Here is an 11,490-nt window from a genome sequence, read left to right on the forward strand (position 1 = left end):
AGGGCCCCGATCGGGGCCCTTCTCATGACGTCACCTGGCACATATTTCCTCCGGCCAACTGGCGCATATTTGCTCCGGCGTTGACACTTGCCGTTAATGACGCGCTTACCAAGGAGCTTGCACGGCTGTCGCAACAAGGGGTGCACGCCATCCCAAACTCTTCCCGCGCTGCAAGTCAGTTCGTTGCACTCGTGTCAGCAGAAGCGCACGCGAAGAGCCTCGGCGGGGCGCTTCCCGTTGAGCCGAACGTTCTGAATGAGGCTGTCGCCGATGGCGTGGCGACGTTCCTTTGCGCATACCCACCGATGAGTTAGGACTTGAACCTACGACCTTCAGGTTATGAGCCTGAAAGCTACGTCAGTTGGACAACTTGGCTACAGCAGATCTGTTCATCAGTAATGCCCAGAGACCGCAAACCCGCCGTTCTATATCCGGGACCGTCCCTTCTCACTACTCCGACGCATAGCGCCTTCCCTCACGGTCGTGACCAAGGCTTTCATTGGCGGGCCACAACGTTATCGGAGGCCACGCAACATGACCGATCAGAAATATCTCACCCCAGAAGAGGTCGCGGAACGTTACCGAGGGGCGATTACCATCGGCACACTGCGAAACTGGCGATCTATGAGAATAGGCCCCGCCTATGTGAAGGTAGGCAAGTCAGTTCTCTATCCCGTCAACGAGATCGAGGCCTGGGATCAGAAAAATATCGTGATGTGTCGTGCGGCAAAACGCCTCGGAATTAGAGAGGGGGATCAACGATGATAATCGCAGGGGTCGGCAAAACATCCGATCCCAAAAACCGACCCCATCAGAATCTGACAGGCAATAATATTTAGTATTTTCAACTACTTAATGAATCTGATGGTGTGGTCCACAACCATCCGTCCGGCGATCCGACGCCGTCACGGGCCGACATCGACATGACCCGCACCATCGTCGAGACGGCGAAACCCTTGGGTATTTCCGTGCATGACCACATCATCATCGGCAAGGCCGGCCATGCCAGCCTCAAGGGCCTGCGGCTGATCTGAGCGACGGCATTAGAGCATCGGACCGAAAAGTGGAACCCGGTTTTCGGATTATTCCGATGCTCAATCAAAGTGTTAGAGCGTCCTTTGTGCGTCCGAACAGACGCACGGCGCTCTAATGCAGATAGCCGCCATCCTTCACCAACCGGAGTTCGCGCGGCTTGATCAGGCCCGCATGCATGATTCGAACCGAGTGGATCGCCGCCTCGATCTCCCGCTCCCAATGGTCGAGAAAGCGACGCAGTCGCGGATATTCGGGGGCCAGATCCTCGAATTGCCAGGCGAAAGTCTGCAGGAAGCTGGGATGGTCCGGCATCCGGTACAGGACCTCCGCCGTGGTCAGGCCATAGCCCTGCAACATCCGTTCGAATTGCGGATCGGCGGTCTTGATGGTCATCGGCGCACCTTTTCGCTGCGCCAGCCGGGCATCGGCCGGCATTAGAAATGCTGCGACCTAAGAGTTAATGATGTGTTACCGGGCGCCGAAGTTCAAGCGCGAACAGTGCTTTCCGCGCCACAGGACCCGTCATTTCCCGGGATTGTTCACCTCGGCCGCGGCGCGCCGACGCCAACCGGAGCGTATGGGCCTCAGAACGCCCCGGGAAACGCGCCGCCGTCGATCAGCAGGCTCTGGCCGGTGATGTAGCCCGAATGCGCCGAGCACAGGAATGCGCAGGCCTTGCCGAACTCGTCCGGCTCGCCGAAGCGCCCGGCCGGAATGCCGGCGGCTCGGTCGGCGCGGATGTCGTCAAGACTGCGGTTTTCACGCTTCTGCGCCGCCGCGAAATTGGAGCGCAGCCGATCGGTGTCGAAGGCGCCCGGCAGCAGACAGTTGATCGTGACGTTCTGACCGGCGACGGTGCGGGCGACCCCGGCCAGAAAGCCGGTCAGCCCGGCGCGCGCACCGCTGGACAGGTCGAGGCCCGCGATCGGCCCCTTGACCGAGCTGGAGGTGATGTTGACGATCCGCCCAAAGCGGCGCTCGACCATGCCGTCGATGACACGCTGCACCATCTCGATGGGCGCGATCATGTTGCCGGTGACGCCGGCCATGAGATCGTCGCGGCCAAGCGCGCGAAAATCGCGCAGCGGCGGCCCGCCATTATTGTTGACCAGGATGTCCACATGCGGCACGGCGCCGACGAGCCGCGCCTGGCCTTCCGGGGTCGAGACGTCAGCGGCTACGGCAATAATTTTGGCGCCGGTCTCCCGTGAGATGGCTTCAGCCGTCGCGTTCAGCACCTCTTCGTCACGGCCGTTGAGCACCACCGTACAGCCGGCCCGCGCCAACTCGGTGGCGCAGCCCCGGCCAAGCCCCCGGCTCGATGCGCAGACGATCGCGTATTTTCCTGCCAGCCCCAGATCCATATCGTCCTCCCACTAGTCCTCAGCCGCTTAACGGCACGGGCGATTTTCGATTCTTCACCAATCACTTAGTCGGCTTTAATGATTCACTTTGCCAGGACGCATTGTGACGTTCCTGCGTTACCCTGCCCCCGGCGGCGTGCACTGCTTCCTGGGTATCGACGTCGACGCTCGCGGCGGCGCCGATCTCGACCTCGACCACAGCGTCGGGATGGTCGGCGATCACGCCTTGCGCCCCGACATCTCCCGAAAGCGCCATGATTTCAGGGCGATAGACCGTCGAGACCACGACCGGATTGCGCCGCCGGCCGCGATCGAAGGCCGCCGCGATCGACCCCGCGCCGGACGGCACGAAGGCCGCGATGAGCCGGTCGAGATCCGCCGGTGTCAGGAACGGCTGGTCGGCCAGCATGACAAGAACGCCGTCGGCTTCGGACGAGGCCGCGAACCCGGCCTTGAGCGAGGTCGAGAGCCCGTCAGCAAAGACCGGGTTCTCTACGATGTCGATGGCGAGGTCACCCAAGGCCGCGACAATCTCTTCCCGCATATGCCCGACGACCACCCGCACATGTCCCGCGCGCTTCGCAGCCAGCGCGGTCTCAGCCGAACGCCGGATCAGCGGGACGCCTTCGAAGGTCGACAGCAGCTTGTTCGGCCCGCCCATGCGGCTCGACCGGCCAGCGGCGAGGATGACGATATCGACGACTGGCTCCTCGACGGCGCTGTCCGCCTCACGCGGCTGCGGCCGCGAGGCGATCTCCATCAAGAGCCCGCCGACGCCCATCTTCCGAATGTCGTCGCCGGTCACCGGGAGATCGGCCAGTAGGCGATCGAGCACCCAGTCGAAGCCGTTTTCCTTGGGGCTGCGGGCGCAGCCGGGCGCGCCGAGCGCCGGCCGGCCGTCCAACGTGCCGAGGAGCAAGAGATTGCCGGGGTCCACCGGCATGCCGAGATGGTCGATCCGGCCGGCGGCCGCCGCGATCGCCGCCGGGATGACGTCGCCGCCGTCGATCACCGCCGAGGCGCCGAAGATCAGCGTCACATCCGCTGTCTCGCGCCGCAGCAGGGCATCGGTCAGGGCGCCCACCTCATGGGCACAGCGGATCTCGCCGACGATCATCGAGCCGGAGGCCGCGAGCCGCACCTCGGTGACGGCACGCGTCTTGTCGAGCACGCTCGGCTTGACGCCAGGAAGCTCAGTCTGGATCAGCACCACGCGCTTCGGCGCGAAGGGGGCGAGACGAAATGCCGCCTCTCCCGCGCAGAGCCGCACGGCCGCCTCGACCGCCGCGCCGGAAACGGCCAGCGGGATGATCTTCACCGTCGCCACCATCCGCCCTGCCTCAACGGGGGCGTATTCGCCGAGCGTCGCGAGGGTCACGCCGGGGTCGATGGCGTTGAGCGCGTCGACCATGGCGCGATCCGGCAGGAACAGCCCCGCTGTTTCCGCAAAGAGATTGACACGGCCGGTTCCGGCCTCGCCCGCTCGAATTCCCGCCCCGCCAAGCGCGGCACCGATCGCCGCCGCCGCCTGATCCTCGGTGAGGTCGCCCGGCTCGAGACGCGCAGCGGTGACAACGCCGACACCGGCGTCGCGAAGCGCGGCAATGTCCGCCACCGAGAGCCGTGTCCCCTTCTTCAGCCGACGCTGGTCGAGCCTCTGGGAGTGTGCCAGAATCGCCCCTTCCGCCTCCGCGACAGGTATCTCCCCGAAGATCATGCCGCCTCGGTCTCGCCCCGGCGCTCGGCGAACATCTTGCGCTTGCGGAACGCCTCGATGACCGAAGCAAGGATTGCGACGGCGATCTCGCCCGGCGTCGACGCGCCGATATCGGCGCCGATAGGCGCTTCGATACGGTCCATCGCCTGGACGGACATCCCGGCGTCGGTCAGTCGCTCGACCCGCCGCGCATGGGTCTTCCGGCTGCCCAGCGCGCCAATGTAAAAGCACCCGGCCTGGAGCGCCGCGATCAGCGGATAATCGTCGATCTTCGGATCGTGAGTGATGACGCAGACGGCGGTATAGGCGTCGAGCGGGCGGGCTTTCAGCACCACCTCGGGCCATTCGGCGACAAGCGCAACATCCGGAAAACGCTCCGTGGTGGCAAAGGCCGTGCGCGGGTCGACGATCTCGACATCATAACCGGCCAGCTTCGCCATCGGCGCCAGCGCCTGGCTGATATGGACCGCGCCGACGACGACGAGCCGGGGCGGCGGCAGATGGGCGTTGAGGAAAACCTCGCCGTGATCGGTCTGGACGATCCCGGACTTGCCGGAACGGATCACCCGCCCGATCGGCTCGGCGAGCGGATCGCCCACAACCTCCGCCTCGCGCACGAGCCGCTGGGCGCCATTCGCCAGAGCGGTGACGACGACGGCGGCCCGGCGGGCGGCGCGCTCGACGTTCAGATCTGCCAGAAGCACACGGTCCATCAGTTCACCCGTTCGACATAGACGCGGATGCGCCCGCCGCAGGACAGACCCACCCGCCACGCGGTTTCGTCGGCGACCCCGAATTCCAGCATGCGCGGCTCGCCCGCCTCGATCACGTCGACCGCTTCGGTGACCACCGCACCTTCGACGCAGCCGCCGGAGACCGAGCCCTCGAAATTGCCGTCGCCGTCGATCACCAACTGGCTGCCGGTCGGCCGGGGTGCCGAGCCCCAGGTTTCGACGACTGTGGCGAGCGCGAGGCTCCGCCCCTCGCCGGCCCACGCCTCGGCGGTCTTCAAGACATCGAACTCATGCATCGTCTGGGACATGATCTGACCCTCCTAAAAAGGCGCGGCACACGATACCGTCGCCGCCGACCCGGAGCTATCGTCGGCAAAGCCTGCCCCCTACGCCGCCATCGCCCGGTCGGCGGCGTCCATCCACCAGCGCGGATCCGTCTCCCGACCCCCGCCACCCGACAGTGCCTCGCAGAGCGCGCTCATCGCCTCCAGCGAATGCACCGAGCGGAACTCGTCCACATGCGGCAGCATGGCGCGGACGCCCCTGGCGCGGGCGGAAAATCCGTCGAAGCGCAGCAGCGGGTTCAGCCAGATCAGCCGCCTGCAGGATTTATGCAGCCGCTCCATCTGTTTCGAGAGCTCGTCGACCGAATCGCGCTCCAGCCCGTCGGTGATCAGGATCACCACCGCGCCCTGGGTCAGCACCCGGCGCGACCAGGTCAGGTTGAAGCTCGCCAATGCCTCGCCGATCCGCGTCCCGCCGGACCAGTCCTTCACCGCGCCGGCACAGTCGGCGAGCGCTTCGTCGGGGTCCTTGTGGCGCATCTGCCGGGTGACATTGGTCAGCCGCGTGCCGAACAAAAACGTATGCACCCGGCGCCGCTTCTCGGTCAGGGCATGGATGAAGTGCAGAAAGATTCGCGTGTACTGGCTCATCGAGCCGGAAATGTCGGCGAGCACCACCAGCGGCGGATGAATCTCGCGGCGCGAACGGAATTTCGGCAAGACGAGATCGCCGCCGGTCCGCATCGAGGCCCGCATCATCGCCCTCGGGTCGATTCGATCGCCGCGCGGATCAGGGCGAAACCGGCGGGTCGCGATCCAGTCCGACGGCAGGCGCAGCGCAGCGATGGCCTGCTTGGCCTCCTCGATCTCGCGCGCCGACATCTGGGCGAAATCCTTCTGGCGCAGCACCTCGTTGCCCGAGACCGTGAGACTGGCGTCGATCTCGATCTCCGGGCGTTCCTGCTTGGTGATCCGGTCCCGAGCGCCCTCGAACATCGCTTCGGCGGCGCGGTCCTCGCCGGCCCGCTTCTTTTCCCGCTCCGATTGGCGTGGCGGAGCCTTCGGCGAGAACATGGCGATCATCTTTTCGATCAGCTCTCGCGAGCGCCAGAACAGCCGGAACGCCTCCGCGAACACCGCGTCGTCCTCGTGGCGGGTAATCAGCACCGCATGCAGCGTCCAGTAGAAATCGTCACGGCTGGTCAGACCCGCCGTCTTCACCGCCGCGATCGCGTCAAGCGTCGCCGATGGACCCACCTTCACGCCAGCCTTGCGCAGCGCCCGGGCGAAATAGGCGATGTTGTCCGCGAGCTTGCCGTCCGGATCTGCCGCCACTTTCGGCGGATCGGCGACGGCGCTCATGGGGCCCTGGCCAGTTCGCGCTTCACCTCGGCGAGAATCTCCCGGCTCTCGCCCCGCTCCATGCGCTGGATATCGTCATGATATTTCAAGAGAACCCCCAGCGTATCGGAGACATGCGCGGGGTCCAGCGCGACGGCATTGAGTTCGGTCAAGGCGTTCGCCCAGTCGATGGTCTCGGCGACACCCGGCGCCTTGAAGAGATCGATCTTTCTGAGCCTCTGCACGAAGGCGACAAGTTCGGCCGCCAGCTCGGCGTTGGCTTGTGGCGCCTTACGGCGCACGATCTGAAGTTCGCGGTCGGCGGCGGGATAGTCCACCCAATGATAGAGGCAGCGCCGCTTCAGCGCGTCGTGGATCTCGCGCGTACGATTGGTGGTGATGATGACGATCGGCGGCTCGGTGGCCCGGATGGTGCCAAGTTCCGGGATGGTGACCTGATTGTCGGAGAGAATTTCCAGAAGAAACGCCTCGAAGGCCTCGTCGGTGCGGTCGAGCTCGTCGATGAGCAGCACCGGCGCGTATCCTGGCTCGCCTTCGAGCGCCTGCAGGATCGGCCTGCGGATCAGGAAGCGCTCCGAAAAGATGTCGGACCGCATCGCGTCCTTGGACGTATCGCCGGAGGCCTCGCGCAGCCGGATCTCGATCATCTGCGCGGCGTAGTTCCATTCGTAGAGCGCCGAGGAGACGTCGAGCCCCTCATAGCACTGCAGGCGAATCAGCGGCCGGCCCAACGCCGCGGCCAGCACCTTGGCGATCTCGGTCTTGCCGACGCCGGCCTCGCCTTCCAGAAACAGCGGCCGCCCCATCTTGAGCGACAGAAACAGGACGGTCGCCAGCGCCCGGTCGGCGACGTAGTTCTGACCGTCAAGCAGTTCTTCGGTCTCGTCGATCGACGCCGGCAGTTTCGATGTCACGGATACCCTTCCCCTGAAACGCTGCGGTGCCTGTAGCCTAGAGGCTGCGATAGGTCCGGTCGAGATAGACCAGCGACGGCGATTTCGATCCGGTGCGGATCGCCACCACCTCGCCGATCAGCACGCGGTGCGTGGCAACGATTTTGGCTTCCAATATCCGGCAATCGAACCCGGCCAGCGAACCGACCAGCAAAGGCGCGCCGGTTTGCAGTACCTCCCATTCGCCCTTGGCGAAACGCGCGTCCGACTCGAGCTGCCCTTCACCGGCGAAGGCGCGAGCGATCGCCTCGCTGTCTTCGGACAGCAGATTGACGGCGAAATTACCGTTGTTCTCAAACCGGTCGTTGGCCGGGCTCGACGTATTGAGACAGACAAGCAGCGTCGCCGGTTCGTCGGACACCGAACAGGCAGACGAGACCGTCACGCCACGCCGGCCCGCCGGGCCGTCCGTCGTCACCAGGTGAACCGCCGAGGCAAACCGGCTCATCGCGTCGCGAAAGCTGTCGCGGTCGATCGTCGATGTCGTCAGCAAACCATATTCCATTCATTGCGCCCGGGTCCCGAGCCGTTCGCGTCAAACATAGGGCGGGGATGGCGGATTCGCACGGGGTCTCGTCGCAATCCATCGCGGGCCCCATCCAGACAGGCTTTCCCGGTCATTCCCGTTATGGCGCGAGCCGGCATCACGACACCGTCGTGGATACGGCCGGTTCCGTCTCGCCATCGTCCGGACGGTCGACTAGACTCGCAGGCATGACGCGTTTCTTTCTCACCCAGCTCCGGTATTTTGCCGCCTTCGGCCTGATGGGGATCACGCTTTTGCCGGCGCAGGCCCAAGACACGGGCGAGCCGATCACGCTCGGCGTAGCGGCACCGCTTTCCGACAGCGCCGGCATTCTCGGTCGGCAGCTCGCCGACGGCGCGCGCGCGGCGGCGGCAAAACCCGCCGACGGCCAGACGGTCGAGGTGGTGGAGGCCGACACCAAATGTTCCGCCGAGGGCGGCAAACAGGCGGCCGAAAGCTTCGTCGCCATGAATGTCTCCGTCGCCACCGGCTTCCTGTGCGCCGACGCCATCGAGGCGGCGCTTCCGATCCTTACGGAGGCAGGGATTCCGACCATAGACGTTGGCGTGCGGGCCAACCGCCTCACCGACCGGCGCGAGCGGACCGGCTTTCTCGTCTGGCGCGTCGCGCCGCGTTCCGACAAGGAAGCTGCGGCGGCCGCAAGATATCTGGCGACGCGCTGGAAGGCCGAGCCCTTCGGCCTCCTGGAGGACGGCTCGATCGCTGCGCGGGCATTGTCCGACGCGGTCCGCCGGCTCCTCGCCGACCAGGGCATGAAACCACAGACGATCGACAATTACCGGCCCGCCGAGGAAAAGCAGTTCGGCCTGGTGAGGCGCCTCGAGCGCACCGGCGTCAGCCGGTTCTTCATCGCCGGTGACCGGCCGGACGTCGCGATCATCGCGCGCGACGCTGCCGAGATCGGACTTGCCCTCGACATTGTCGGCGGCGAGGCACTATTCGACGAGACGAGCGACGACGTGCCGCTGCCGGACGGCATCGTTGCGGTCGCGCCGCGAATCCACGTCCCAGAACTTCAAGACGGCGGCCCGGACGAAGGACCAGTGGCCGGACCGCAAGGCTATTTCGGCCCCGCATACGCGGCAACGCAGATCGCCGTCGCAGCGGTCGGCCAAAGCCGGGAAACCGGCCGGCCGATCGCCGAAATCCTGGGCGACGAGGCATTCCAGACCGTGCTGGGGCCGATCCGTTTCGACGCCAGGGGCGACTCCGACCTCGATCTCTACCGCGTCTTCGAATGGCGCGGTAACGGCTTCGTCGACGAGATCGGGGGCTGAGGACATGAGCGCCTGGCGGTCCGGCCCCCGCAACCTCCTCAGCGACGTCGCCGGGGTCAGGGTCGGGCATGCCGGCGACGAACGGCTGAAAAGCGGCACGACGGTCGTCATTCTCGACACGCCATCAATCGCGTCCGTGGCTATTCTGGGCGGCGCACCGGGAACCCGCGAAACCGATCTTCTGGCGCCGGAGAACACCGTCGCGGAGGTCGATTCGCTGGTGCTGTCGGGCGGGTCCGCCTTCGGCCTCGACGCCGCGTCGGGCGTCCAGGCCTGGCTCGGGGAGCAAGGCCGCGGCTTTGCCGTCGGCGACGTGCGCGTGCCGATCGTTCCGGCGGCGATCCTGTTCGACCTCGCCAATGGCGGGAGCAAGGCCTGGGGCCGCTATCCGCCCTACCGCGAGTTCGGCTACGAGGCGGCACGCTCGGCAGGCGCCGATTTTCCGATCGGCACAGTCGGCGCCGGCATTGGCTGCACCACGGCCACGGTGAAGGGTGGCCTCGGCTCGGCCTCGACCGTGCTCTCGAACGGCATCACGGTCGCGGCGCTCGTCGCGGTCAACGCCGTCGGGTCGGCAACGATCGGGACCGGCCGCAGTTTCTGGGCGGCGCCCTTCGAACTGGGCGACGAGTTCGGCGACCTCGGCCTGCCGCAACCGTTTCCTCCGGGCGCGACAGCCCCGCGAACCAAGCTCGACGCGCGGATGGGCGCCAACACGACGATCGGAATCATCGCCACCGACGCCGTGCTCGACAAGGCTGCGGCCAAGCGGCTGGCGATTGCCGGGCAGGACGGCTACGCCAAGGCGATCTGGCCATCGCACACCGATTTCGACGGCGATCTCGTCTTCGCGCTGGCCACCGGCGGCAGCGGAATTCTGCCGGAGCCGATCGGCGGTGTGGAACTCGCCGCCGGGGCCGCGGCGACCATGGCCCGCGCCGTCGCGCGCGCTATTTACACCGCGATATCCGCCGAGGGCGACCGACAGGCAACATGGTCGAGCCTTCGTGATCCGCGGATGGCGTCCGGCAGAGCCGGCAGCGAGAGGACGGCCCCATGAAAAACGTCACGAACACGATAGCGGCCACAGCCATCGCGACCTTGCTGGCGTCGACCACCGCATCTGCCGAAGACCTGCCGTTCCTGGGCACCTGGGACTGCGAGGTGGCGATCTTCACTTTTACCCCGACCACCTACAACAACGGATCGGAGGACCTGCCGATCGAAGAGGTTCAGGAAGGGAGCGACGGTTCCTACACGCTGTTGTTCGCCGATGACTATTTTATCACTCTTTCCGGCTTTACCGGCGATTCGATGGGGTGGTTCTCCGAGGCCAGCGGCGACAATTTTTCGTGCACCCGTATCGTCGCGCAAAAGTAGCACTCCCCGCGGCCAGCAAGTGAGGACCGACGATGACGCCCCCGCAACTTCCAAAGATCGCCGCCGCGGCGGCAGTCCTGCTGGTGGCGCTGCCGGGATTCGCTTCGCCTGCCTCGGCTGGCGACGCGGCAAGGCTGGAACCGCTCGGGTTCTCCGAGGACGGCAAGGTCTTCGCATTCGAGCAATCAGGCATCCAGGATGGGTCCGGCTTCCCCTATGCCGAGATATTCTTTCTCGATCTCGCCGAGGATCGCTTTCTGCCGCCCTCCCCGGTCCGCATCCGGATCGAGGCGGACGGCGCCGGGATCGCGGATGCCAGAGAGCAGGCTCGCGAGGCAGCCCAGGCACTGTTCACGACCTATGATCCCGAGGCGCATCCCGGCTCACTGGTCGTCGCCAATCCGCCGACCGAATTCTCGGCAGATCCGTACCGAGCCCGCTTCCTGCCCCGACCCATCGAGCCGACGCCTGACAAGCCGGTCGAGCTTCGACTGGAGCCGATCCCGCTCAGCGGCGGCAAGGCGTGCGAAGTGTTCGGCACGTCTTACGGCTACCGGCTGGTGCGCATCGCCACCAAGCCGGGCGATTCGGCTGCGCTGATCCACGAGGACACTGCGATTCCAGAAAGCCGGGGCTGCCCGCTCGACTACGCCCTGTCCGAAATTCGCGTCTACGAGCGACCGACCGGCGGATTTTCGGCGGTGGCGATCATCGGGGTCAAATCCGTCGGCTTCGAGGGACCGGACCTGCGCTACATCGCCAACCCGCTACCGATGGACTGACGGCCGATCGTTTCGGCAAACGTTGAGACGCGGCGTCGGCTCTGTTAGACGGCAG

Annotated in this window: 14 protein-coding genes and 1 pseudogene; 7 read left to right on the forward strand and 8 right to left on the reverse strand. The window is 65.8% G+C overall.

From position 1 onward, the window contains the following. The 3 genes and pseudogenes from VQ045_RS02910 to VQ045_RS02920 all read left to right on the forward strand — a co-directional run. Positions 1 to 314 (forward strand): TetR/AcrR family transcriptional regulator C-terminal domain-containing protein (locus VQ045_RS02910; RefSeq protein ID WP_331829101.1); only part of this gene is annotated, 314 nt, incomplete at its 5' end. 220 nt (positions 315 to 534) lie between these two features. After that, the gene (locus VQ045_RS02915; RefSeq protein ID WP_327647713.1) at positions 535 to 765 is read left to right on the forward strand and encodes a helix-turn-helix transcriptional regulator; all 231 of its coding nucleotides are present in this window, start codon (positions 535 to 537) and stop codon (positions 763 to 765) included. Positions 766 to 869: 104 nt separating this feature from the next. Further along, positions 870 to 1,034, forward strand: a pseudogene (locus tag VQ045_RS02920) (JAB domain-containing protein); the annotation flags it as partial. 112 nt (positions 1,035 to 1,146) lie between these two features. Here VQ045_RS02920 and VQ045_RS02925 read toward each other — a convergent pair. The 8 genes from VQ045_RS02925 to VQ045_RS02960 all read right to left on the reverse strand — a co-directional run bounded on the left by VQ045_RS02925 (position 1,147) and on the right by VQ045_RS02960 (position 7,954). After that, positions 1,147 to 1,428, reverse strand: coding sequence for an usg protein (locus tag VQ045_RS02925; RefSeq protein WP_327625300.1), 282 nt, complete (start codon positions 1,426 to 1,428; stop codon positions 1,147 to 1,149). Positions 1,429 to 1,619: 191 nt separating this feature from the next. Next, positions 1,620 to 2,399 carry an SDR family oxidoreductase gene (locus VQ045_RS02930; protein ID WP_331829102.1) on the reverse strand — a complete coding sequence of 260 codons (780 nt, stop codon included), beginning with the start codon at positions 2,397 to 2,399 and terminating at the stop codon, positions 1,620 to 1,622. Positions 2,400 to 2,460: 61 nt separating this feature from the next. Then, positions 2,461 to 4,116: a molybdopterin-binding/glycosyltransferase family 2 protein gene (locus tag VQ045_RS02935; protein ID WP_327625302.1), complete on the reverse strand. Its 1,656-nt coding sequence runs from the start codon at positions 4,114 to 4,116 to the stop codon at positions 2,461 to 2,463. Continuing rightward, positions 4,113 to 4,829, reverse strand: a complete 717-nt coding sequence (locus VQ045_RS02940; protein ID WP_327625303.1) for an XdhC family protein — start codon at positions 4,827 to 4,829, stop codon at positions 4,113 to 4,115. The genes VQ045_RS02935 and VQ045_RS02940 overlap by 4 nt, the downstream gene beginning before the upstream one ends. Beyond that, positions 4,829 to 5,158 carry an XdhC family protein gene (locus VQ045_RS02945; RefSeq protein WP_331829103.1) on the reverse strand — a complete coding sequence of 110 codons (330 nt, stop codon included), beginning with the start codon at positions 5,156 to 5,158 and terminating at the stop codon, positions 4,829 to 4,831. Before VQ045_RS02945 ends, VQ045_RS02940 begins: the two co-directional genes overlap by 1 nt. Before the next feature lie 78 nt (positions 5,159 to 5,236). Then, positions 5,237 to 6,496, reverse strand: a complete 1,260-nt coding sequence (locus VQ045_RS02950) for a vWA domain-containing protein (RefSeq protein ID WP_331829104.1) — start codon at positions 6,494 to 6,496, stop codon at positions 5,237 to 5,239. Then, positions 6,493 to 7,410, reverse strand: coding sequence for an AAA family ATPase (locus VQ045_RS02955; RefSeq protein ID WP_331829105.1), 918 nt, complete (start codon positions 7,408 to 7,410; stop codon positions 6,493 to 6,495). Before VQ045_RS02955 ends, VQ045_RS02950 begins: the two co-directional genes overlap by 4 nt. A 37-nt stretch (positions 7,411 to 7,447) precedes the next feature. Next, a complete protein-coding gene (locus VQ045_RS02960) occupies positions 7,448 to 7,954 on the reverse strand; it encodes a flavin reductase (RefSeq protein ID WP_327647723.1) in 507 nt (168 codons plus the stop codon). A 209-nt stretch (positions 7,955 to 8,163) separates the two neighbouring features. Here VQ045_RS02960 and VQ045_RS02965 point away from each other — a divergent pair, with 209 nt between their 5' ends. From VQ045_RS02965 to VQ045_RS02980, 4 genes are read left to right on the forward strand one after another with little or no spacing between them, the layout of a single operon-like run. After that, positions 8,164 to 9,273, forward strand: coding sequence for an ABC transporter substrate-binding protein (locus VQ045_RS02965; RefSeq protein ID WP_331829106.1), 1,110 nt, complete (start codon positions 8,164 to 8,166; stop codon positions 9,271 to 9,273). Positions 9,274 to 9,277: 4 nt separating this feature from the next. Next, the gene (locus VQ045_RS02970; RefSeq protein WP_331829107.1) at positions 9,278 to 10,333 is read left to right on the forward strand and encodes a P1 family peptidase; all 1,056 of its coding nucleotides are present in this window, start codon (positions 9,278 to 9,280) and stop codon (positions 10,331 to 10,333) included. Next, on the forward strand, positions 10,330 to 10,653 hold the full coding sequence (locus tag VQ045_RS02975) for a hypothetical protein (protein ID WP_327647726.1): 324 nt from the start codon (positions 10,330 to 10,332) through the stop codon (positions 10,651 to 10,653). Before VQ045_RS02970 ends, VQ045_RS02975 begins: the two co-directional genes overlap by 4 nt. Positions 10,654 to 10,685: 32 nt before the next feature. Continuing rightward, the gene (locus VQ045_RS02980) at positions 10,686 to 11,435 is read left to right on the forward strand and encodes a DUF2259 domain-containing protein (protein WP_331829108.1); all 750 of its coding nucleotides are present in this window, start codon (positions 10,686 to 10,688) and stop codon (positions 11,433 to 11,435) included. The last annotated feature ends 55 nt before the right edge of the window (positions 11,436 to 11,490 follow it).

This window comes from Aurantimonas sp. E1-2-R+4 (assembly GCF_036549515.1).
GTDB lineage: Bacteria > Pseudomonadota > Alphaproteobacteria > Rhizobiales > Rhizobiaceae > Aurantimonas > Aurantimonas coralicida_A.

Coding starts and splice junctions, on each gene's coding strand:
- VQ045_RS02915 (WP_327647713.1), top strand. CDS start 535: ATGACCGATCAGAAATATCTCACCCCAGAAGAGGTCGCGGAACGTTAC.
- VQ045_RS02925 (WP_327625300.1), bottom strand. CDS start 1,428: ATGACCATCAAGACCGCCGATCCGCAATTCGAACGGATGTTGCAGGGC.
- VQ045_RS02930 (WP_331829102.1), bottom strand. CDS start 2,399: ATGGATCTGGGGCTGGCAGGAAAATACGCGATCGTCTGCGCATCGAGC.
- VQ045_RS02935 (WP_327625302.1), bottom strand. CDS start 4,116: ATGATCTTCGGGGAGATACCTGTCGCGGAGGCGGAAGGGGCGATTCTG.
- VQ045_RS02940 (WP_327625303.1), bottom strand. CDS start 4,829: ATGGACCGTGTGCTTCTGGCAGATCTGAACGTCGAGCGCGCCGCCCGC.
- VQ045_RS02945 (WP_331829103.1), bottom strand. CDS start 5,158: ATGTCCCAGACGATGCATGAGTTCGATGTCTTGAAGACCGCCGAGGCG.
- VQ045_RS02950 (WP_331829104.1), bottom strand. CDS start 6,496: ATGAGCGCCGTCGCCGATCCGCCGAAAGTGGCGGCAGATCCGGACGGC.
- VQ045_RS02960 (WP_327647723.1), bottom strand. CDS start 7,954: ATGGAATATGGTTTGCTGACGACATCGACGATCGACCGCGACAGCTTT.
- VQ045_RS02965 (WP_331829106.1), top strand. CDS start 8,164: ATGACGCGTTTCTTTCTCACCCAGCTCCGGTATTTTGCCGCCTTCGGC.
- VQ045_RS02970 (WP_331829107.1), top strand. CDS start 9,278: ATGAGCGCCTGGCGGTCCGGCCCCCGCAACCTCCTCAGCGACGTCGCC.
- VQ045_RS02975 (WP_327647726.1), top strand. CDS start 10,330: ATGAAAAACGTCACGAACACGATAGCGGCCACAGCCATCGCGACCTTG.
- VQ045_RS02980 (WP_331829108.1), top strand. CDS start 10,686: ATGACGCCCCCGCAACTTCCAAAGATCGCCGCCGCGGCGGCAGTCCTG.